General features: G+C 56.3%; 18 protein-coding genes. 1 reads left to right on the top strand and 17 read right to left on the bottom strand.

The window, feature by feature from the left end; translation table 11 throughout:
- On the top strand, positions 1-190 hold a 190-nt coding region (locus tag JWR17_RS17580; RefSeq protein WP_299833217.1), incomplete at its 5' end, for a hypothetical protein.
- A gap of 187 nt (positions 191-377) precedes the next feature.
- Here JWR17_RS17580 and JWR17_RS17575 read toward each other — a convergent pair.
- From JWR17_RS17575 to JWR17_RS17495, 17 genes are all read right to left on the bottom strand, one after another.
- A complete protein-coding gene (locus JWR17_RS17575) occupies positions 378-1,262 on the bottom strand; it encodes a serine/threonine-protein kinase (RefSeq protein ID WP_299833216.1) in 885 nt (294 codons plus the stop codon).
- Positions 1,259-1,975 carry a PP2C family serine/threonine-protein phosphatase gene (locus JWR17_RS17570; RefSeq protein WP_299833215.1) on the bottom strand — a complete coding sequence of 239 codons (717 nt, stop codon included), beginning with the start codon at positions 1,973-1,975 and terminating at the stop codon, positions 1,259-1,261. Before JWR17_RS17570 ends, JWR17_RS17575 begins: the two co-directional genes overlap by 4 nt.
- A complete protein-coding gene (gene tssM / locus JWR17_RS17565; RefSeq protein ID WP_299833214.1) occupies positions 1,975-5,472 on the bottom strand; it encodes a type VI secretion system membrane subunit TssM in 3,498 nt (1,165 codons plus the stop codon). Before tssM ends, JWR17_RS17570 begins: the two co-directional genes overlap by 1 nt.
- Positions 5,472-6,365: a type IVB secretion system protein IcmH/DotU gene (icmH, locus tag JWR17_RS17560; RefSeq protein ID WP_299833213.1), complete on the bottom strand. Its 894-nt coding sequence runs from the start codon at positions 6,363-6,365 to the stop codon at positions 5,472-5,474. Before icmH ends, tssM begins: the two co-directional genes overlap by 1 nt.
- The gene (gene tssK / locus JWR17_RS17555) at positions 6,362-7,693 is read right to left on the bottom strand and encodes a type VI secretion system baseplate subunit TssK (RefSeq protein WP_299833212.1); all 1,332 of its coding nucleotides are present in this window, start codon (positions 7,691-7,693) and stop codon (positions 6,362-6,364) included. The genes icmH and tssK overlap by 4 nt, the downstream gene beginning before the upstream one ends.
- Before the next feature lie 2 nt (positions 7,694-7,695).
- Positions 7,696-8,196: a type VI secretion system lipoprotein TssJ gene (gene tssJ / locus JWR17_RS17550; protein WP_299833211.1), complete on the bottom strand. Its 501-nt coding sequence runs from the start codon at positions 8,194-8,196 to the stop codon at positions 7,696-7,698.
- Between the two features lie 5 nt (positions 8,197-8,201).
- Positions 8,202-9,362: a type VI secretion system-associated FHA domain protein TagH gene (gene tagH, locus JWR17_RS17545; RefSeq protein ID WP_299833210.1), complete on the bottom strand. Its 1,161-nt coding sequence runs from the start codon at positions 9,360-9,362 to the stop codon at positions 8,202-8,204.
- 19 nt (positions 9,363-9,381) lie between these two features.
- Positions 9,382-9,522 carry a type VI secretion protein gene (locus JWR17_RS17540; RefSeq protein ID WP_299833220.1) on the bottom strand — a complete coding sequence of 47 codons (141 nt, stop codon included), beginning with the start codon at positions 9,520-9,522 and terminating at the stop codon, positions 9,382-9,384.
- 73 nt (positions 9,523-9,595) lie between these two features.
- Entirely contained in the window at positions 9,596-11,113 is a 1,518-nt protein-coding gene (locus JWR17_RS17535) for a sigma 54-interacting transcriptional regulator (RefSeq protein WP_299833219.1), read from the bottom strand.
- A gap of 10 nt (positions 11,114-11,123) precedes the next feature.
- Positions 11,124-13,721, bottom strand: a complete 2,598-nt coding sequence (gene tssH / locus JWR17_RS17530; protein ID WP_299833209.1) for a type VI secretion system ATPase TssH — start codon at positions 13,719-13,721, stop codon at positions 11,124-11,126.
- Between the two features lie 6 nt (positions 13,722-13,727).
- Positions 13,728-14,735: a type VI secretion system baseplate subunit TssG gene (gene tssG, locus JWR17_RS17525; RefSeq protein ID WP_299833208.1), complete on the bottom strand. Its 1,008-nt coding sequence runs from the start codon at positions 14,733-14,735 to the stop codon at positions 13,728-13,730.
- The gene (gene tssF / locus JWR17_RS17520; RefSeq protein WP_299833207.1) at positions 14,699-16,471 is read right to left on the bottom strand and encodes a type VI secretion system baseplate subunit TssF; all 1,773 of its coding nucleotides are present in this window, start codon (positions 16,469-16,471) and stop codon (positions 14,699-14,701) included. The genes tssG and tssF overlap by 37 nt, the downstream gene beginning before the upstream one ends.
- Positions 16,472-16,580: 109 nt before the next feature.
- The gene (gene tssE, locus JWR17_RS17515; RefSeq protein ID WP_299833206.1) at positions 16,581-16,985 is read right to left on the bottom strand and encodes a type VI secretion system baseplate subunit TssE; all 405 of its coding nucleotides are present in this window, start codon (positions 16,983-16,985) and stop codon (positions 16,581-16,583) included.
- A gap of 14 nt (positions 16,986-16,999) precedes the next feature.
- Positions 17,000-18,475: a type VI secretion system contractile sheath large subunit gene (gene tssC, locus JWR17_RS17510; protein ID WP_299833204.1), complete on the bottom strand. Its 1,476-nt coding sequence runs from the start codon at positions 18,473-18,475 to the stop codon at positions 17,000-17,002.
- A gap of 28 nt (positions 18,476-18,503) precedes the next feature.
- Positions 18,504-19,010 carry a type VI secretion system contractile sheath small subunit gene (gene tssB / locus JWR17_RS17505; RefSeq protein WP_299833203.1) on the bottom strand — a complete coding sequence of 169 codons (507 nt, stop codon included), beginning with the start codon at positions 19,008-19,010 and terminating at the stop codon, positions 18,504-18,506.
- Positions 19,011-19,045: 35 nt separating this feature from the next.
- Positions 19,046-20,596: a type VI secretion system protein TssA gene (gene tssA, locus JWR17_RS17500; RefSeq protein WP_299833202.1), complete on the bottom strand. Its 1,551-nt coding sequence runs from the start codon at positions 20,594-20,596 to the stop codon at positions 19,046-19,048.
- Between the two features lie 952 nt (positions 20,597-21,548).
- The coding region (locus tag JWR17_RS17495) for a hypothetical protein (protein WP_299833218.1) at positions 21,549-21,652 on the bottom strand (104 nt) is incomplete at its 5' end.

The following is a 21,652-nucleotide window of genomic DNA, read 5'->3' as shown; positions in this document are numbered from 1 at the left end:
ACTGGCGAAAGCCTTGCCGACGCCACCGGCCCTCAGCGAAGAGACCGCGACGACGCCAGAACTGAAAACAATCCTCAAAGCCAACGAAACCGCGAAGGTTGCGAAGCTGGCCAAAGAGCTGTTCGACAGCCTGCCCGCAGAACAAAAAACCGGTTGGCTGGATCAGATCAAAGGTGTGGCGGGTGGTTGAGCCACTGACCCTTTGGTAGGCGCCGGGAGTGCTCGCGATTGGCTGCGCAGCAGTCGCGAGATCAGCTACTCAATTCTTCCAGTTAGAATTGTGGTTACTGGAATTGGGCCGCCTTGCGGTCCATCGCGAGCAAGCCCGCTCTTACCGTTGTTTTGTGGTGGTTGGGCGATAGCGTGGGCGGGGACACTTAGAACCAAAGCCAGGATTTTGCGGAGGGTGCGGCGATAACACTGTTGAGCAATGTTGCGGCGTTGACGGTGCGTTTTTTTGGGTTGAGCGCCAAGGCAGTTTGTAGCGCTGGCCAACATACGTTGGGCAGGTGTTTGGGTCTCTTCAGTTGGCGATCCAGTTTTTTGTCCCGGGCTTCTACAGCGTTCAATCGCTGAAACGGATGCTTGCCGCTGGCCAGTTCGAACAGCACGCAGGCGACGGCGTAGACGTCGGTAGCCACCGAAAATGGTCCACCTTCGAGCAACTCTGGTGCGGCGTAATTGGGTGTCCAGGCTTTGAAGTTTTCTCGGCTCAGTTGTGGCAGCCCCGGCAGTACGCCTTCCATGGTCTGCCCAATACCGAAGTCAAACAAGCGCACGCCACCCTCTTCGGTGAGCATAACGTTGCTGGGTTTGAGGTCGCCGTGCAGCACGCCTCGTCCGTGGCTATGCGCCAACGCATCCAGCAGTTCGATGGCAATGTCCCGCAGTTCCAGCCACGGCACACCGAGAGGGCGTTCGCAGAGCAAACGATCCAGCGGCAGACCCTGCATCAATTCCATGGTGATGAATGCGCGCTGACACGCCGCGTCGGTTTCAAAGTCGAACACCTGAATTACGCCGGGGTGGCGCAGGTGCCGGGTCAGGGCGAACTCTCGATAGAGCAGCGCGTTGGCATCCGGGGTTTCGGCGAAGGCATCACCGAGAATCTTCACGGCAATTTCGCCGCTTCCCGCATCGAACTGCTCATGCAACAAATCCCGCGCCCGATACACAAGGCCCATGCCACCCGCCCCCAGCAAACGCTCGATACGGTAACGGCCGGCCAGCACGTCGGGTAAGGGTGGCAAGGCGTCGTTCATTGGCTGACTACCACGGCGGTGAGGTTATCCAGGGCCTCGCCACGCAATACGTCGTCGAACAGCGTCGGCAGCGACTCGATGCTCAAGGTATCGCGCGACACGTGATTGTCGAGCCCTTGATAAAAACCATCGCTGCATAACAAAAACACATCGCTTGGAAATACCTCCAATTCCATCACTTCCAAGCTAAGCGGGTCTCTGCCGCCGATGGCACGGGTCAATGCGCGGGCGTTGGGTTGCTCACAGGCCTGTTCGAGGGACATTTTTTGGTCCTCGATCAACTGCTCCATCACCGAATGATCGCGGGTCAGTTGATGCACATGACCCTCGCGCAGCAGGTAACAACGACTGTCCCCCGCCCAAACGCAAGCTCCCCGATTGCCCTCGATCAACAGCGCCACCACGGTGCTGCCCATGATGCTATCGCGGCGTTCCGGGGTGATGGTCAGTTCCTGGCCCATGCGCCGGTTGAGCCAGTGCAAGCACTGGCGCACGGCAATCACCCGCTCGTCGAAGCTGCCCACCTCGGGCAGTTCGCCCAGGTGGGTGACGATCAGCTGGCTGGCGACATCGCCACACTGATGACCGCCCATGCCATCGGCGACTGCCCACAGCCCGCGCTGTGGGCAATCGAGAAAAGCGTCTTCGTTGCGCGCCCGGACCTTGCCGATGTCGGTGCGCGCCACGCTGCGCCATGGATTGGCCTGACTCATCACAGTTGGGCTGGCAGACGGAAGCTGCGCAACGCACTCACGTCGAACGGGTTCGGCGAGCGCTGAGCAAGCAGCAGGTAATTGGCACGCAAGCCACCGACATCGGCTTTGAGGACCATCACATCACGGCCTTTCAGGTACTCGGTCTCCATCAGGTCGAACAGACGGAACAACGACCAAGGCCCGGTGTTTTTCTCGATACCGATGGGACGACCGACCATTTTGTCCATGACCAGGCTGGTGCGCCCGTCCTCGGCATCGGTGGGCCAGGTGAAACCCATGGGCACGATAGGCCCGTGGCGATAGTCCATTTGCTGGTTGCCGAAACGGAACTCGGCGCGGCTGACGGTAGGGTCCAGGGTGTAAGGCTCAAGCTTGAATTGCACTTGCGGCTCGTTAGGGTCGTGGGCGAAAAAGCTTTGGCGAATAACGTGGACATGGCCCATTTGTGCGAGGTACAGACGCGACATCGGCAGGCTACGACCGTCGATGCTGCGCAGGCGATAGTTGCCCGGCGTGCCGCTGACGAAGGGCCGCATGTAGTTGTCGAAAAAGCGGTCGGCTACGCCTTGAGCTTTGAAGAACTCGCGGAAATCGCTGATGGCGACGTCGCTGGTGCTGTGGGCGTTGAATGGGTAACGCTGGTGCAGGGCTTTGCTATAGAACTCATGCAGTTCGCTCAGATAGCGTTGATTAAGGTACTGATAGGCGTCGTTGAGCACCAGCATCCAGGTGTCTTCCGCCAACACGCCAAGCCAGCCGCTGATGGGACGCGGTAAGCGACTGGTTGCACCCCGCAGGCTGTTAAGCGCATCACGCTGACCGTTCATGCGCAGCTTGGCCATCTCGTAAGCAGCTTGGTCCGGCTGGCTGGAACGGGCCAAAGTCGCCACTTGAAGTTGCAGGTCGTTGAGCGCCTGTAACGTCGGCATTAACTCAGGCGCCGGGCCGTTGTTGGCATCCAACAGCTGATGCAGCGGTTCGAATCGGCGCTGCATGGATTTCTTCGCCGTGTCAGGCAAGCTTTTGGCGACGGCGACTTGGGCTTTTTCGGTGGCGGCAGCGGCGACTTTGCCTATTACTCCTGACTTGCCGCTAGCATCGCCTGCGGCATCGGCCAGCTGTTCAACGCCTTCGGTGAGATCGGGGAAGCGGGTGTTGTCACGAACTTCGACCAGCAGTTGCAGCAACGGTGAGTTGGCCGCGATCAGGCCCGCGAGTTGATTAGCGCCATCACCGGCATTACCGATGGGTTGCAAGCTGATTTGGCCGATGGCTTCGCCCCAATGGTTGGCGTAGTCGCGGAAATACAACTGCTCCAATTCGACCATTAAGCGGCGCAGGTCCATGCCGCTGATGCCAGTACTTTCACCCAGCACCCAGTTATCGCGAAGGATTTCATTCACCAGACTGGCGCCCTTTGTGGTGAAGAATTGCTCGTAACCCCTCTGGGTGTAGAAGCCCGGAATCAAATAGTCGGTGCCGCGAAACAATGCGCCCTGCGGGCCCAAGTGTTGGCTGAGGCGGTATTCCGGCAGGCTCTGGGCCTGTTCGCGCAGCGACCGATAAACGACTGCGGCCTGGGATTCGGCGCGCAATACTTGACGTGCCTGAGCGACCAGACCCTCGTTAAGCGGGTAGACGAATCCGTAGGTCAGCAGGCGATCAAAGTGTTTATCCAAGCCGTTTTGTACCGGCGTATCACCCATGTATCGCATCGACCATTCGGTAGCGACCTGGTCGTTGAGCCAGGTTGAATCCCGGCGCTCGGTGAGGTTGAGCATGAGGTAGGCACGCAGGCTGCTCAGCAGCTTTTCGCGGTTGTGCATGTTGGCCCGTACTTGCGCTTCCAAGGTGCGAGCGACGCGGGGCAGTAGTTGCTTTTGCAGGTCGCGCTGGTAGGCGCCGTCCAGCACCGAGTTGCTCAACTCGCCTTGATACAGCCCGCTGCGTTCGTGCAGTTGTACGTCAGCGAGGGCTGGGAACACTCTGCTCGCGGCGTAGCCGGTGTCCAACAGTTGAAGCGCCGCCATGGCGTCGTCTTGTGGGGCTAATTCGGCGTGTTGCTTGCCGAGTTTTTGAGCGAACTCACGCAGCTGTTCAAGGCGGCTGTGATTGGCGGAGAAGCCCAGCGCCCAAAGCAGGCCGAATAGTCCCAGCGCTGCGAAAGCGGTGACGTACAACGCCCGCTGACCCCAATGGATTCGGCGGCGTTCGCGTTTGTTAAGACCGGCGAGTTCGGCTTCCGGGAAGATGACGCGGCTGAGCAAGTGGTTGATGAAGCGCGCGGAGCCGGTGAATGAAGGCGTAGGTACAGCGCTTTTTTCTGCGCCCTCGGGATGTGTGGCTGGTTGAGTAGCGCTGGTGAGGTAGAACCCACGAAGTCGGCTGGCACGCTGGTAGCGATTGCCACCCAAGGTGTTGTGCACGAACTCGCACAGACCGGGGCCAAGCGCTCCCAACGCACGGGGGAAATCGAGAATAACCGCACTCCTTTCTGCCTTACGCTCGCCATGCAGACGCGTAATCACCTGGCTGTTGAGGCGCTGCAGCAAACCTTCAAACTCCCCGCGAAGCACCTGCCGGTCGTTGCCGTTTTGATCATCGGCGAAGGTGGCGCCTAATACCTGGTCGCTTTCTTGCTTTGTCAGTTGATCAAAAAATATACCAAAGCCTTCGATCTCGTCAGCTTTGCTAAGCACCAGGTACACCGGCAAATCAACCTTGAGTTTCTGGCGGATATCTTTCAGACGGTCACGGATTGAGCTGGAGAGGGCGTTCCGATCGTCCAGTAACTCTGGAACATTGCTGGTCAACAACTTGGCGGGAACCGTGATCACAATGCCGTTGAGTGGCCGATTGCGTCTGCGGGCGCGCAACAGGTTCAGCAGACTTTTCCACGTACTTTTATCGACGCTGTCTGTCGACATCAGGGTTGATCCGCCGATATCGATCAGAACGCCGTGTTCGCCGAAATACCACTCGTAAAATGTGGGTAATGGCTCCGCTTTGCCATCAATGTCGTTGAGGGGAAACGCCAAACCTGAGCGCCTGAGTAAGCTGCTTTTGCCGCTTTGGTTTGGGCCAATCATCAGATACCAAGGCAATTCGGAACGCCAGCGCTCACTACGCCCGCGATACAGGCTAGCGGTTTTGAGGGTTCGAAGCGCTTTTTTAAACAGCTTGCGGAGGCGTTTATCTGCGTCGTCAATTTCTTGTGCAAGATCAAGACGGGCTTTAACTTCTTCGTCGCCCTCCTGTTTCTGTTTACGATGGGTGCTTAGCCATCCGCTGAATACGACGAACAAACCCCACGCCAGAAACAGTACGCTGATGCTTAACAGGCGAGTGCTCGAACTCTCCCAGAATTTGAAATCGTCCACCGCCAGCAGTGGCCCAAGAAACCAGATCCCGAACGCAGCCAATAACACCAGGAATAGCGTCCAGACCCAGGTTTTGCCGAGGAAGGCTGCCAGTTTTTTTAAGAAAATTTTCATCATGCATCCTTGTCCTGCAACGGCGGTTTAATCACTGCCGCATCAAGCTGACGGTAAGGTTCAAGAACGGTCTCGCGTTGCTCACTCAGCACCCAGGCGAACCCGGAATACATGACGGCCAGACACATCACGGTGAACACCATCACCAGCCACCATGGAACGATGCGGATCAGATCGCGGCGCTTATCCTTGAGGCCATGCCAATGCGGAGACAGTTCTCGCGGGACATCACCGCGAAGATGGCGGATGGTTCGATAAAGACCGTCGCGGGTATCTTCCAGCTCGTTTTTTTCATGCCCTTCGACGCCGTATTTGCCCCGAAACCCCAGCGCCAGGCACAGGTACATCAGTTCAAGCAGGTGCAGATGCTTGACCGGATTCATGATATGGCTGGCCAATATCTTGAAAAACTGCTCACCGCCGGACGTTTGCTGATGTTGCTCGAACAACAGCGTCTGGGTGGACCACTTGCTTGTTTTGCCCGCCTCGGTTTGCAGCACCGCCTCATCGACGAAGGTACACAGCACGTAAGAAGCTTCATTGATCAGGTGGCTTTCGGCACCAAGGTTTAGCGCACGCAATTTGTATCCTTGGATATCCGTCAGCAACGTACTGTTAAGCTCAATGAGCCTGGTGGTGTCTTGAGTGCGCGATATGGCCGTGACTGCCGACAGAAGATGGGCGGCAGCAGCCACCAACGGATTAATACTGGCGCTGTAGGTGACGACAGAGAGGCTTCGTGCAGATTGATTTTTCTGCGCTTCAAGATCTTCGGCTTGCGCCGAATTGGCCATGCTCGTCACAGCCTGACTGCCAGGACCGGTGCCGGATGAGCCTGTGTACACAGTCACGTTATCGAGCTTAAGTTCTGCAATTGGTGTGCTATCGCTCATTTTTTGATCGCCCAGAAATTTAAATCAAGGCTAGGAATCTCGCTGGATACATGTAACGCAAATCCACCGGACCTCCTGAGCTGGGCCAATTCATCTACCGACAAATCAATAATGAAATAGGCTTTGTCAGCATGGAACGCGAGCTGTCGTGGGGCCACGGGCAGTGGTCTGATCTTCATGCCAGGAAGGTGCAAATTGATCATGTTGCGGATGGTCTCCACCGAGCCGACCTTGAGCTGTGCAGGCAGACGATTACGCAATTCTTCGGCGCTGCAATGCGCACCCGCCACCAGTACAAACGACGACGTGTCGAAATGGGAGTGATCGGAAACCAGTGCGACCTGAACCCCGTAATCGTGTGCAATAAGCGCCAGCGGTGTCGCATGCTCTTCTAACACCATGGTCATCAGGCGTTTGAAAACATCTATTAGTGCTTGGTAGCTGCGGCTCAAATCGCTGTGCTCATAGCCGAGCGTCGTTGGTGTGCGCCGGTTGGCGCTGGCAAAGGTCGATAGCTCGCCGACCACCGCCAATATCGTGCGATACAGCTCTTCCGGATGGACGTGTTGCAGGTTTTGGTAATGCTGCAGAACCAATAGGGTGCGGTTCATCATTTGCATCAGCATGAAGTCGCCAACTTCGGAGCCACCTGCCTTGCCGTTGGTGCTAAGCCGTTCGGCCAGCGCCGCGCAACGGGTATCCACCAGAGCAATGACCTCGCTCAGGCTCTTGGTCAGGTAAGCCGAAGCTCTGGCATGAATGACCGTTGGCGCAAATTCGCCGTTAAGCGTCACCCCACCGTCCGACGTGCAGTCAAGAATCTCGCCGAGCTGGAGCGTGACGAAAATCCGATCGCTTTGTTGCTGTCCCAGTAGCAAGCGAAAATCCGGAAGGCCGCATTGCACCTGGCTGGCGATGCCCTCCCCAGCGTTGGAGTTGGCGATGTCGGCGTTGTAGATGGAGTAGCGCGCCAACACGTCTTTGTCTTCGGCGGCTCGGGCTTCGATGTGGTTACCCGTCACCACTGGCAGCGCCAGAAAGACTGGGGTTTTGCCGATGTTAGGCGGTACCTGGATCATTAACGGCTCTTTGCGTCCATCCAGGTTGAACAAGCTGCCATCGGGCAAGATACCGGCAGCTCGACTGACGACCAGCTTGCCGTCTTTTAACGGCGCTTCCTCGATCAGCAATTCCAAGAAACCCCACATATAGCGCCCCAGTAAGTGAGTGCGGGTTTTCATCTGATAATCGTAGTAACGGTCACTGTGTTGGAAATGTTGTGGGCGCAGGAGCATGCCTTCGCGCCAGATAACTTTATGAGCGTTCATGGTCAGTCTCCTGCTTTGCCGATTAGGGTGGCGGCGTTGTGGATGCCGGCTTGATCCAGGCGCAACTGGGAGTAGGTCCGTTCGCTGGGCATTAGCTGAACCACGTAGCGCCACTTGGTTTCCGGGAGGTCGCGGTAGGCGGCAAGTACACCAACGTAACGGCTGGCGCTGTCGACGCTGAGTTTGAGATCGAGGCGCTCGCCCGGGCGTAACTCAAGTTCTTCGCTGACCACCATGTCTGGGGCCAGGGATTCTTTAGCGCGTTCATACAGGCTGAAGAAATCCGCATTTTCGAAGGCCACCGGGTTTTTCAGCTCAATCAAACGCACGACAATCGGCGATGGTCGTCCATGTAAATCCGGATTGAGCTGGTCGCTGGCGGTCAGGGTCAGGTCCAGCTTGGTCAGCCTGGAATACGGCGACAGCGTCGAGCAGCCGGCCAACAGCAGCAAGGCCGTGAAGATCGACAGGGCTTTGAGGCCAGGGGTCATTGAGCAGGACATGGGCGTCATCCTTGGGAGTCGGTGTGAAGGCTGTCGATCAGACGAACCTGTTCTTCGTAGGCTTGGGCGAAATCACGGGCCAGCAGGCGTTCGCTCCAGTCGTCGTCCTGGCCGAGCGCTTGGTGATAGCGACCATAGGCCCGCCACAAACTGCCGTCCGTGGCGAACATCGGCTTGTGTCCTTCACGCTCAAAACGCTGGGCCAAGTGCAGCGGCGAGAAATGCTCGAGGGTGCTGCGCAAGGCTGCGCGGCTGGCGCTAAGCATCGCCACCTGATGAGCCTGCAGGTCGCCGAACGATCCGGAAATAAACCGTTCAGCCTGAGCGCGTGACGGATCATCAAGCAGCAGGCCTCTAACGGCATCGCTGACGGTTACACCATGCTTGATGGGGTTTTGCCGCCTGTATTGGCCGGTAGTCAGCAACAAGCGCATCTCGTTTTTTAGCTCGGTGCGGGTGCGCAAGCCTTGCTGCAAGTTGCCAATGCTCAGCTTGAACAACCGGGCGGTGTCCACCGCCAACGTTTCGCGGCTCGCTTGGTCGAGGCCATCAACATTGATGCCTAAGGCCAACGCAAAACGCTGCCAGAACGCCTCGTTTTGATCCGGTAACGGAGGTGGTTCAGGGGTAGGTGCTGGCTCGGGCGATGGCGGCACGAGCGTCGGTACTATCAAGTGCTCGCGGTCGATGGGCGCATAATCAGCGTACTGTCCCGGCTCGATGACAGGCGCGGGCACTGCGGCGAAATGCTCCGCAGGCGCTTGGCTGAAGTTGACGTCTTCCGGAATAACCATCGCCCCTCCGACTGCGGAACCACTGACAGCAGGATCGGACTCAGCGCTTTTGCGTACGACCTGCGCACGGACTTCGAAACCTCCGATCAGGTACACGGCGCCGTCATCGATGCGCTCTTGCGTATTTTGGCGCAGGCGCTCTCCCGAAGCTTTAAGGCGAATGCCATTAGTGCTGACATCTTTGAAGTAAAAGTGACTGCCGTCGTAGCTGATGTGCGTATGGCAACGAGACACTTCCTTGGTGGGGTCGACTATCACCCAGTCGGAGTACTCTTGACGGCCAATAACTCCCCCCCTTAGTTCAAACACTTTGCGTAGCTGCTGCGAAGGTCCGGCCAGTTCGGGATTGATTATTTCCAGATTTAATTCCACGTTGCTGTGCTCCTTGCGATCATTTCCCGCGGTTGACGACATGCGGGTCACCGAGGGAACGGTAGGTGTCGTCGTTGAATTTGTAGTTGCCGCTACAGCCGCCGAGGCAGCTTGAAATGAGCAGCGTCAGCAAAATTGCTGGCCAGTGACGAACGAACATCGGTAGGTCTCCAGGGTGTGCAGGCGGTGCTGCAACGAACGAATTGAGGGTATTGAATGGGTGCGACATGCGCTTAATCCGAGACATCGCGGGGGCGAATAGTCAGGCGCTCCATGCGGTACAACAGCGTGCGACGGGGCAGCCCAAGTTGGCGGGCGGCGATGGTTTGATTGCCGCCGGTTTTACGCAGGCAGTCGAGAATCAGGCCGCGCTCGATCTGTATCAGGCGGTTACGCAAGTTCAAGCTGCTGTCATTGGGATCCAGCTCGCGGCGCAAGGGAAAATGTTCGGGTAACAGCTGATTGCCGTCACATAGCAAAACTGCCCGCTCGACCAGCGCCTTGAGTTCGCGGACGTTGCCGGGAAATGCGTATTGGCAGAGCAGATCCAACGCAGCGTCGGACCAGCGCAGCGGATCACGCTTGAGGAAGATGCAGGCCTGGTCACCGAAGTGCCGCGCCAAGTCCAACGCATCGCCGCCCCGATCACGTAGCGCTGGCAATTCGATAGGGAATTGCGCCACGCGGTAATACAGATCCTCGCGAAAACGCCCATCAGCCACGAGTGCATAAAGGTCGCGGTGAGTGGCAGCAATGATGCGCACGTTGATTTTGTGGGTTTCGTTAGAGCCCAATGGACGGATTTCACCCTCTTGCAATACACGCAAGAGCTTGGCTTGCAGCGACAGTGGCATGTCGCCGATTTCATCAAGCAAAAGCGTTCCGCCTTCGGCCGCATCGAACAGTCCGGCGCGGTCACGATCAGCGCCGGTGAATGCGCCTTTGCGGTAGCCGAACAATTCGCTTTCCAACAAGCTTTCGGGAAATGCCGCGCAGTTTTGAACGATGAAAGCCTTGGATCGACGCTCGCCAAAATCATGAATAGCCCGCGCCACCACTTCCTTGCCCGTGCCTGTTTCACCGGTGAGAAGCACTGTCGTTGGGTTGTCGAGAATCTTGCCGATCAAGCGGCAAGTTTCACGCATCGCCGGACTTTTACCGATCAATCCGTATCCGCTTGCAATCGGCACGGGATTGACTTCGGCCATCAAGATGCCTGATGACTGACCCAAGCGTTGCAACAGGTGCGTTTGCGCCAGCACGAATGAACCCAACTGCCCAAGCGACTCAGCAAATCCTTCAAGTTGGCGGTGCTGTTGACTGGCACACACCAACAAGCCACTGACTGCGTTTTGTCGTCCAAGCAATGGCACACACAGCAGCGATTGCCACGGCTTCACACTGGTAGGAAGAAACCCAGTCTGGTGCAAACTGGCGCCCAGCTCGGTCAGGCTGAGCACTTTGTTCTGGCCCAGCGTGTACTGCAGCAATTGCTCGCCGCCGTAGTCCGCTGGCAACTTGTCTGCATCGCGCGGTTGGAAAATCCCCTGCCAATATTCAGTGGTTAAAACAAGCGTGGCATGGGTGGCGTCCAGCAGGTACAGCTGACTGATTTCACATCCGCTGAGCTCTGCCGAAGCACGCATAAAATCACCTTGTAATGCCGCCCCATCGGCGGCCTTTGCAAGACGAGCGAACTGCGCCAACAGACTTTGGGCATAACGCAACGGTTCCGGCACACCGGTAAACATCATGCCGACCTCATGAAAATTCACAGATGACAGCGCCGTGAGTGCCGAGCGTCGCATGGGCATACTTGAGTGTTTCACCCGCAGCCATGGCGTGGAGCAAGCGGTCGGCAATCAGCGGCAGCACATGTGAATCCAGCAGGTAGTCGATCAAGCGCGCACCGCTGTCGCTCTGCACGCAACGCTCGGCCAAGTGATCGACCAGAATTTGTGAGTAACTGAATTCAACATGACGTCGCTCGAGACGCTCTGCCAATCGCAACAGCTTGATCTCGATCAGTTCACGCAGCACCGGCCCGCTGACCGGGTAGTAAGGCACGACACGCATGCGTGCCAGCAGTGCCGGCTTGAAATGCTGACTGAGCACCGGACGAATCGCCTCTTCCAAGACTTCGGCGCTGGGACGATTCCCGTTGCGGCACAGCGCTTCAATGCGGTCGCTGGCAAGGTTGGAGGTCATAAGAATCAGCGTATTGCGAAAGTCGATTTCACGCCCCTCGCCGTCGTTGGCAATGCCCTTGTCAAAGATCTGGTAGAACAGATTCAGCACATCCGGATCGGCTTTTTCCACTTCGTCGAGCAGTACCACTGAATAGGGTTTTTGCCGCACCGCTTCGGTCAACATGCCGCCCTCGCCATAACCGACATAGCCTGGCGGTGCACCAATCAGGCGGGACACGGTGTGCTTTTCCTGAAACTCGGACATGTTGATAGTGGTGATGAAGCGCTCGCCGCCATACAGCAAGTCAGCCAACGCCAACGCGGTTTCTGTTTTGCCGACGCCGCTGGGGCCGACCAGCAAAAACACACCGACCGGAGCATCTGGCTTGTTCAAGCCCGCAGCGGTGGCACGCATCGAGCGATCCAGCGCATCCACCGCCTGGTCTTGACCGCGAATGCGTAGGCGCAGGTCGCCGGCAAAGGTGCTGATTCGGCTGTTGTGCTCGCGCGCCAGTTGCTCCAGCGGCACACCGGTCCAGGCGCTGATCACCTCAGCGACCTGGCGCGGACAGACTTCGAAACTCACCAGACGCTCTAGCTTTTGGGCCGCACTCAATTCGCCATGGGTTGTTTGAAGATCCGCTTCAAGGGTCTTCAACGTTAATGCTTTTTCTGGATCATCCTCAGTGCTCCGTGCGAGCGCTAACTGCTGACGTAACTCAAGCAAACGCTCAGCGAGGTTCCGTTGTTCAGCCCACGATTTTTCTATTTGTTGCTGCTCTTGCTCGGCCTGCTGAAGACGGTCTTGCAGCGTGTCCAATGACTCCTGATCAATGTTCAGGCCGGCTTCGGCATCTCGCTTTAAGGCGGAGCACTGACGCCCACCTTCGGCTAATTCGCTACGCAGTTTCTCCAAACGCTCCGGTGCGGCCGCGAGGCTGATACGCACCCGCGCACAGGCGGTGTCCAGTACATCAACGGCCTTGTCTGGCAGCAGCCGTCCGGACAAATAACGCGCTGATAGCTCCGCTGCCGCAACGACCGCGTCGTCTCGCAGATAGACGCCGTGGCTTTTCTCATAGATCGCCGCCAGCCCGCGCAGGATAGTGATAGCTTCGGTGACGGTAGGCTCATGCAACTGCACCGGTTGAAAGCGTCGCGCCAGCGCAGGATCTTTTTCGAAGTACTTTTTGTATTCCGCCCATGTGGTGGCCGCGATGGTGCGTAACTCGCCACGGGCCAACGCAGGCTTCAACAGATTCGCGGCGTCCGAACCACCTGCCTGACCGCCAGCACCGATCAGCGTGTGTGCTTCATCAATGAACAGCGTGATCGGCTTGGGAGAGGCTTTGACCTCGTCGATCACCCCTTTCAAGCGCCGCTCGAATTCGCCTTTGACGCTGGCCCCCGCTTGCAACAGCCCCATGTCCAAAGACAACAGTTCGACGCCCCTGAGCGCCTGAGGCACCTCACCACGGGCGATGCGCAAGGCCAAACCTTCGACAATGGCAGTTTTTCCGACACCCGCCTCGCCCACCACAATTGGATTGTTTTTACGACGTCGCGCCAATATGTCGATCATTTGGCGGATAGCGCCGTCGCGACACATTACTGGATCTAGCCTGCCGTCCCGGGCTTGTTGAGTGAGGTTGTGAGTGAAGCGCGCCAGCAGGGATTCACCGGGAACCGAAGGCTGTCCCGATGGCGGCTGGTCGTTTTCCGACAGAGCGAAATCACGCAAGCGGTCAGCATTCAATTTGGCCATCAGCGGTTGATAACGGCTGCCGGCATAGCGCATTGGGTTACGCAGCAGCGCCAGAATCAAGGCTGCCTGACCGACATGGCTCTGTCCTAGCTCAAGGTTGGCAACCAGCAATGCATCCTGCAGCCATTGCACCAGTTCTGGAGCAAACACTGGATTGCGCGACGCGCTGTGTTCGCTGCCGGGCTGCAATGCAGCGGCAAGTTCACCGGCGTCGACTTGAGCATCCAGCAACGCTCGCGCCATCAAGCCTTGCGGCCGCTGCAGAAGCGCTAATAACAAGTCTTCCACTAAAATTTTGCTGCCACCGCGCGCCACGCAACGCTCGGCTGAACCCTCCAGTTCACGACGGGTTTCGGCGTCCAGCGCCTGGATGAGTTGTTGCAGGTCTACGTTGATCATAATCAATCGTCCTTAATGGGTTTTGCTGCCGAGGGTGACGATGCCATCGGCGTATTCGCGGCCAAGCCAGCTAGTCCAGCCGAGACGGCAGGCGTTCAGTTCGTCCAGGCGCAACTCATGAATTTCTTCATGGCGCAGCACCAAACGAATGTCGTAATCGAGGGGGTCACGCAGGGTGAAACGCACCAACGCGCACAACGGTTGATAGCCGGTGCCAATGGGCAAAAAATCGTGAAAGCGCTGCCAGTCCAGTTCGCGGATATGCACACGAAACTTGCTGCTGCGATCACGGACGTATTCACCCAACACCAGGTCTTCGCTCAGGCAGCTGTTGGCCGTACCCAGACGGTTAAGCTGCTCATGACGAATCCGCACCGAGCGCTCGATGCATTGCTCAATGGTCAACTCGGCGTGTTTGAAGTAGTAACGCAACACCGATTCGATCAGCGCCGCCGAATGGGCGCGCAAGCTGAGCAAGCCCAGATAAGGCAATAGACGCTTCCAGTTCAGCTCCTCGGTATCGCGGATAGCCTTGCCGCCAAGTCCGATCAGTGCGAAAAGCTGCGCCGAAAATGGGTCCGATGCTTCGCGTTCGAAACGCGCGTGGTAACGGTATTTACGCCAGGTCGGTAATAGCAGGCGTTGCAAACGGTGGTGGAACAGGTCTAGAAAATTACGGGTCGAGAGGCCCTTTTTGCTGTCTTCCAGTGCCTGCTCGCCGTAAAACGCAGGCAGCGGTGAGCCAGCGCCAACCAGGCTGATCACGTTCAGACGCAACCGAGCGCGTACCCGGCCGTGCTCTTCGAAATACTGCACACGGTCGATATCGCTGGAGGGGAAACCGAAGCTTGGATTGGCCTCGAACTCAACCAGATCGTAAAGCTGCTCTTCGTTCATGTCCGCATTGAATTGACGTAACCGGGCCATGACCTGGGGCACGGCCTGGAAAATCGAGTATTCGCGTATGGCTCGGCTCAACCCGCTTAAAGCAAGGGTTGCAGGCCCATTCGTGGCATCCATTGGTACACCTCTCCCTGTGTGCTTTTCACGTGTAACTCGTGGTACGAATTGAGGCTGGCGTAGAGTGCAAAGAACTCGTTGAGGATCGAGGCGAAGAGAAACAGATCGCCTTCGCCGACATAGCCCTTGGGATCGATTAATAACTCTGTGCGCAAACCCCGCACGGGCAGACCACGATGCAAGCGGTCCACGTGTTGATGGCTAATGGATTTCAAACCGTCGAGCAGGGTTTTACTGACCTGAAGCGATTTTTGGTCGTAATAACGCGGCAGATCGTAGGTTTCGAGGATGACCTTGAGTGCGTTAACGTTGGCCAGCGACACGTAGTTCAGGGACATGTTGCTGATCAACTTCCAAAGGAAGTCGCGGTTTAGCGGTGGAGCGTAACTTGCCGTGGGCACCTGGATATTTTTGAAGATGAGCGTTTCGAGGGTCGTCTTGGTGTTATGGATATCGCCAACCTTAAGTCGACGCGGCAAGTTCTGATTGGTACAGGTCAAATCGACGGACACGGTTTGCGAAAGATCGATGTTTTGCGCACCAAAACTCAGGAAGGTGTCCAACCCTTCGTGGGACAGCGAAGAGCGTTGACGGACGCTGTAGTGCGGGCGAGCCTGGCCGGCATCGAAGCTTGCGTCATGCTCGAAGGATTCGAAGGGTACAAATACCTCTCGCTGTCCGTCAGCTTCGCTGGTACCCACCTTGTCGACAGAAAACACGCTCCGGTGGCCGCGCTTTTCTTCGTCCGGTAACAGCATGTAATGATCCTGCTTGCCGTCGAATCGGATTGGAGACGCATCGCTTGTGAACAGATTTACGATGGGCGTGCAGTACAGCAGCACGTTCTTGATCGTTGGGCGCTGACGCTCCATACCGTTTTTGGTGATGTTGAAACGCAGTTCTATGCCACTGGAATGTTTGAGGGTGTCTTCCGGCAGACTATGCAGGACCTCTAAGCCGGACACGTCGACGAACAGGAATTTTTCATGAAAGGCGAAATATTCTTGAAGGTAGCGATAACCACGGAAGGTATTCAGCGGGTAAGGAATCAACGCTTCGTCTTCGGCGAAGCCCACGGGTTGAACGCAATCGGGGGGCAGGGTTAATGACACGTCCGCCGGTTTCTCATATTCCTTATCCGTGCCCAGAAGAAGCAAATCGACGCTCTCCAGATGGCGCAACAAACTGAGGTAGAGCGTCTTGCTAATGTAAGGGTCATCCGAAAAATGCAGCCGCAGACGGCTCAGCTCCAAGCCTCCAAGATGCCCGTCCCCGGTAACTTCCAAGCGCAGCGTTAAAATCGCGCCTTCGCCCGCTTCCGAATAGTTCAGGGTTACCAGTTTCAATGCCTGTATTTCCGTGGCATAGCAGGTACGAAACTTACAGATCACGCCGTCGACAGGCTCACTTTCAATCTGGGTGTCTCTCGCAGCTATCACTGCCGGACCGACCTGCGCCAAAGGCTGAAACTGCACCATGCTGAACGACGGCAGCGGCCGCATGTAATTTGGCCACAGCAAATACATCAACGAATGCGTCAGCTCGGGTAAGTCATCGTCGAGCTTCTCTCTCAAGCGTCCGGTCAGAAAGGCAAACCCTTCAAGCAGGCGCTCAACATCCGGATCGCGTCCACCCTGCCCCAGGAAATGCGCCAGCGCCGGGTTACGCTCAGCGAAAACTCCGCCTAACTGACGTAGCGCGTTCAACTCGCTTTGGTAGTACTGGTTAAAAGACACGGGCGTTGGCCTTCCTGCACGAATGCTGTCTGAATTAGGTGTAGCGCTTGGGCGTAATCCACTGGGAGGTTCCACGTGGAACACGCCGATTTATAAAAATTGAGCGTCGCTACCGGACCTTGATGCTGCCGCCGCCCATCCGGCGTGCGGAAAAAACGGCCGGGGACTGGACGCCATCTACGTCAAGTTGAGCTTCGATGGAGAATGTGAGGTTCAGCGGGTCGACCTCATTAGGCGCGGAGACGAGAGCGACCTCGGTCAGTCGCGGCTCGTACGTTTCAATGAAGCAGTGGATGGCGTCACGACTCTGAGTCAATGCGTCGTGTAGGCTCAGGTTCATATTGTTTAAGTCAGGCATTCCATAGTCAGGCAGCGCTAACACGCTGCCCGCACGGGCGCTGAGCATTTTGCTCAGATGAGCAGTCACCGAATCCCTGATGGCCTCCTTGCGGTTTGCGCTTCGATTGCCGGGAATACCGCCAAGGCGTTCGAAAAGACTGCCGTATGCCGTCATCAATTAGCCCCTGATCATTCTTTTTCCAACTTGCCGACCAGCGACAAGGTGAAATCAGCGCCCATGTATTTAAAGTGCGGGCGCACGTTCATGCTGACGCGGTACCAGCCAGGCTCGCCTTCGACGTCACTCACGGTGATCTGCGCAGCACGCAACGGGCGACGACCACGCACGTCAGCGCTTGGGTTTTCCTGGTCAGCTACATACTGACGGATCCATTTATTCAACTCCCCCTCGAGATCAGTGCGCTCTTTCCATGAACCCAACTGCTCACGCTGCAGCACTTTGATGTAATGCGCCAAGCGATTGATGATGAACATGTAGGGCAGTTGTGTGCCCAGCTTGTAATTCAATTCCGATGTTTTACCTTCTTCACTGATGCCGAAGGACTTAGGTTTTTGCACCGAATTGGCGGAGAAGAAGGCCGCGTTATCGCTACCTTTGCGCATGGTCAAGGAGATAAACCCTTCCTCGGCCAACTCGTACTCGCGACGATCCGACACCAGCACCTCGGTGGGAATCTTGGTCTCGATTTCGCCCATGCTTTGGAAGTGATGCAACGGAAGGTCTTCCACAGCGCCGCCGCTTTGTGGGCCAATGATGTTCGGGCACCAGCGGAATTTAGCGAAGCTGTCGGTCAGCTTGGTGGCGAAGGTGTACGCGGTGTTACCCCACAGATAATGCTCGTGGCTGTTGGCTACATTCTCTTTGTAGCTGAAGCTTTTGACCGGATTTTCTACAGGGTCGTAAGGGGGACGCAGGAGGAAACGCGGCATCGTCAGGCCGAGATAACGAGCGTCTTCCTGCTTGCGAAAGCTCTGATATTTAGCGTAATGCGGGCCCGAGAAATGATCCTTGAGGTCTTTCATATCTGGCAGACCAGTGAAGCTTTCCAGCCCGAAAAATTCTGGGCCGGCGGCGGCGATAAACGGTGCATGAGCCATGCAAGCAACGCTGGCCACGTATTGCATGGTTTTGACATCAGGCGAGCTAGGCGAGAAGTAATAGTTGGCGATAATGGCCCCTACGGGTTCGCCACCGAACTGTCCGTATTCCGCCGTGTAAATGTGCTTATAAAGGCCGGATTGATTGATTTCTGGCGAATCTTCAAAATCATCCAACAGGTCCAGTTTGGAAACGTTGAGGATTTCAATTTTATTGTTTTCACGAAAATCAGTGCGATCCACCAACAGCTTCAATCCGCGCCACGATGACTCCAATGCCTGGAAGTCCATGTGGTGAAGAATTTCGTCCATTTGCAGGCTAAGCTTGCCGTCAATCTCGGCAATCATCCGGTCAACCATGGCCTTTTTGACCGGCTCACCCTGGTTTTGCGGCTTTAGCAATTCTTCGATAAAGGCCGACACGCCGCGCTTGGCAATCTTGTAGGCATCGTCTTCAGGCGTCAGTTTGGTCTCAGCAATGATGCGATCGAGAATGCCGCCCTCGGTCGTTTCATTATTTGTTTGCGCTGCAGCTTTGGTGGTCATAACTTTGGCTTCCTTTGCGGGTGGGGGCTCAAGCGTCCGGTTTAGCGGCGGCGTTCAGCTCAAGTTCGCCCAGCACTCGGCTACGCGATTCGTCATCTACGAGGACACTTTCTATGGCTTTGCGAAAAGCCGGGGCATTACCCAATGGCCCTTTCAGGGCAACCAAGGCGTCGCGCAACTCCATCAGCTTCTTCAGCTCTGGAATTTGCTCGATCAGGTTGGCCGGGTTGAAGGCTTTCATTGAGTCGAAGGCAAGGTTGAGCCCCAGCTCATCGGATGCACCCTCTTCCTGAAGACGATTCGGTACGCTCAGTGTCATGGTGAGCTTCTGTTTGCTCAGCACATCGTCGAAATTGTTTTTGTCGATGCTGATCGGTTTACGGTCTTCGACTTTGCGTTCATCCGGCCGATGGGTGAAATCGCCCAACACCATCAACTTAAGCGGCAGCTCGATTTCTTCCTGCGCATTACCGGTCGCCGGTTTGAATGTGACGTTGATGCGTTCCTTAGGGGCTACAGAGCCTTCTTTGGCCATGACTTCTCTCTCCTTTGCGTTGATGACCCGTAGGTCTAGGGCAGTGCCAGTTCGATATCGAGGTGGCATAACCGTTGAAAAACTTCGTCTTTGCGCTCGCGCACTACCGCGTCCTGCGGCAACAATTCGCAGCAGTGGTGCAATAACTTGAGGACTTGCAGTGCGAGATCCGGCTCCCAGACAGCAAGCCTGGAGCTGTGTAGTTGCTCATCGAGAGTTTCGAGTTGAGCTTTGGCAATGTCATATTTCCTGGCGTGATGACAGAGACGAGCCAGACTTAATTGCCAAAAAAAACGCGCTCGCCCTCCTTGGGCGGTTTGCAGCCCCTGTTTGAGGAGTTGTACTGCGGGCTTAAGCCCATCCCGGCGCAAAATGGGCAGCGCGCCTTGGTACGCCTCTTCCCAAACCGCTAGTTGGGTGCCGTCTTGCACCACCTCCGGAGGGCTGATCGCCTGTAAATGCACCAGCACGTAAGCCCTGATCCAACCGAGGGTTTCGCTATCGGCGAACGGCGCGCCATCATGAAATTTCAGCTCGGTGATGGTGGGGAGGCGCTGGAGAAGCAGCGAGAGCTGCACCTCCACTTCGCGCATGGCAGGCTCAGCGTTAAGCCCCTGCTGACACTCCCAAGCCATGCGTTGGCCGTCAAACCAGAACGGGGCCAGCGCAATACTTGCCTCCAGATCCACCAGTAAATCGGCGTAAGCGCATTGGGCCAGGCGTTCTTGGTAGGCTTTCAGCTTGTCTGCCGGGGGTGCCCGCAGTACGGTGATCTGCTCCGCGTTGCGCTCGGGAAGGGCGTCGATGGACAGCCATAACAGCGTCCGGTTGAGGCGCAAGGCCCGGATGTCCGTGGCCTTCTGGCGAAGCCACCAGGTACACAACGTGCGCGCACTGTCCTGCTGACCTCGCAGCGCTTTTTGCGCCTCTTTTTCATTCTCGACCGGGGCGTCCGGTGCGAAAAGCTGTGTAGCCGCTTCCTTGATCTGCGCAAGGGTCGACTCCACGGGCCCGGGCAAATTATTGGCGGTGCGCTCAATCATGGTTTTCAGGCGCCGACACAGCGGCAACATCAGGGGCGCCTCATTACCCAGATGCTGCGTCAGCAATTCGTCCAACCCATAAAGATGTTCCAGCAGAAGCCTGAACAGCGGTAGCTGTTCCTTGACAGGAACGCTCTCGACCAATACCCGGTCCATCCTTGGAATCAACCAACTGAAAGCCGCAGCGCGAGTACGTAACTTAAGCGGGTGCACGGTTTGCCAGTGCCGCTGGCAGAGGTGATAGAGCATTCCGGTGCCCGCCAGCAATCCGGCGAACGATTCCTTCTGATACAACGCCCACGTCAGCCACGCCCCAGCCCGCAAATCTTTGGACTGGGTTTTCAAAATGGCTTCGCTGCGCTCTATCACCTCCTGCCAGTCGACCTTATCGCCCTCAAGCAACGACTGAGCCTTGATCACTTCGAACTCCAGCGCTTCGAAACCGTCTGAAAAACGAACGTCTTCCCCGCAGAAGTTGTCTTTGGTGATAGCGGCTTTAGCAAGGGCGAGGAAGTGGGCGGATTGATCGCTGGAATAAGTCACTTGGAATGCGCGCCTTTAATACGGCCACAGCGAGACCAAAGCGCGTTGGCGCCTGAGCATTTTCTGGCAAAGCAATACCGGGAGGCAGCTATGGGTGTAGTCCATCTCGTATACATCGGGTTAACCATTTATTAAGCCGATCCAGATTTTAACTGGCTCTGTCTTCTCGATATGCAGCTTTAGGGATTAGTTGCTGTAGGATCCGTCTGACTTTGTCGAAGTTTTTTCCTACAGATCCTTATTTTTATACGAATAGTTTCCGCCTGTAGGAGGTTTCCTTCATACATATGGGAAGTTGGAGTGTTGAAAACGGACAAATAAGCTTGTTAAAGCAGGTTGGCGCCGTAGTTTTTTAATCGACAGCAATCAGAATTAAATGTTCGACTCAATATCAGCGCAGTCTATATGTTGACTTCATTGCTTTACCGACGATTTTTAGAATGGACCAATTCGTATAGTTGCGCACTTACTACTTATAAGGTGCCATGGGAATTGGATCGCAACTGTCGCTGCAAAAAGACAATAACTTTTAGGCAGTGATCGATACGGATCCGTCGATGGTTATGGGAAGGAAAAATGGTCCTACGAAGGACAACGGCTGACGTTGCACCCTAAGACCGATGGTCCCACTGCAGCACAAGACATCAGTCAGTTCTTCGAGGGAAGGGTTTTAACAGTCGGCATTGATTGCTTAACTACTGACGAATCCCACGGGTGTTACGTCAAAGTACCTAAGCGTCAGGCGTTGAAATAGCGAAATCCACAGTGGGTTTGGTTCCGCACCCCGCGCGCGACATGAAGCACTTGGCAGTGTCATTTCAAGACGGTGCAAAAACCAGCGTGCTCTTGGCAATATGCTGCAAAGGGCGCTGTCGGTAGATTCTTCCACATGGTTAAGCGCTGCCTTTAACAAGGCAGCGCTTATCCTTTAAATCCTCCACCCGTGGATAACTCACTCCACCGTCACAGACTTCGCCAAGTTACGCGGCTGATCAACGTCCGTGCCTTTGAGTACCGCGACGTAGTACGACAGCAGTTGCAGCGGGATGGTGTACA

Source organism: Pseudomonas sp. (assembly GCF_028293835.1).
Classification (GTDB): Bacteria; Pseudomonadota; Gammaproteobacteria; order Pseudomonadales; family Pseudomonadaceae; genus Aquipseudomonas.
Note: the sequence above shows the minus strand (reverse complement) of the source record. Positions and strands in the feature narration are given on the sequence as shown.

Coding starts and splice junctions, on each gene's coding strand:
- tssM (WP_299833214.1), bottom strand. CDS start 5,472: ATGAAAATTTTCTTAAAAAAACTGGCAGCCTTCCTCGGCAAAACCTGG.
- JWR17_RS17570 (WP_299833215.1), bottom strand. CDS start 1,975: ATGAGTCAGGCCAATCCATGGCGCAGCGTGGCGCGCACCGACATCGGC.
- tssE (WP_299833206.1), bottom strand. CDS start 16,985: ATGACGGCATACGGCAGTCTTTTCGAACGCCTTGGCGGTATTCCCGGC.
- tssG (WP_299833208.1), bottom strand. CDS start 14,735: ATGGATGCCACGAATGGGCCTGCAACCCTTGCTTTAAGCGGGTTGAGC.
- tssC (WP_299833204.1), bottom strand. CDS start 18,475: ATGACCACCAAAGCTGCAGCGCAAACAAATAATGAAACGACCGAGGGC.
- JWR17_RS17535 (WP_299833219.1), bottom strand. CDS start 11,113: ATGTTTACCGGTGTGCCGGAACCGTTGCGTTATGCCCAAAGTCTGTTG.
- icmH (WP_299833213.1), bottom strand. CDS start 6,365: ATGAGCGATAGCACACCAATTGCAGAACTTAAGCTCGATAACGTGACT.
- tssK (WP_299833212.1), bottom strand. CDS start 7,693: ATGAACGCTCATAAAGTTATCTGGCGCGAAGGCATGCTCCTGCGCCCA.
- JWR17_RS17575 (WP_299833216.1), bottom strand. CDS start 1,262: ATGAACGACGCCTTGCCACCCTTACCCGACGTGCTGGCCGGCCGTTAC.
- JWR17_RS17540 (WP_299833220.1), bottom strand. CDS start 9,522: ATGTTCGTTCGTCACTGGCCAGCAATTTTGCTGACGCTGCTCATTTCA.
- tssB (WP_299833203.1), bottom strand. CDS start 19,010: ATGGCCAAAGAAGGCTCTGTAGCCCCTAAGGAACGCATCAACGTCACA.
- tssJ (WP_299833211.1), bottom strand. CDS start 8,196: ATGTCCTGCTCAATGACCCCTGGCCTCAAAGCCCTGTCGATCTTCACG.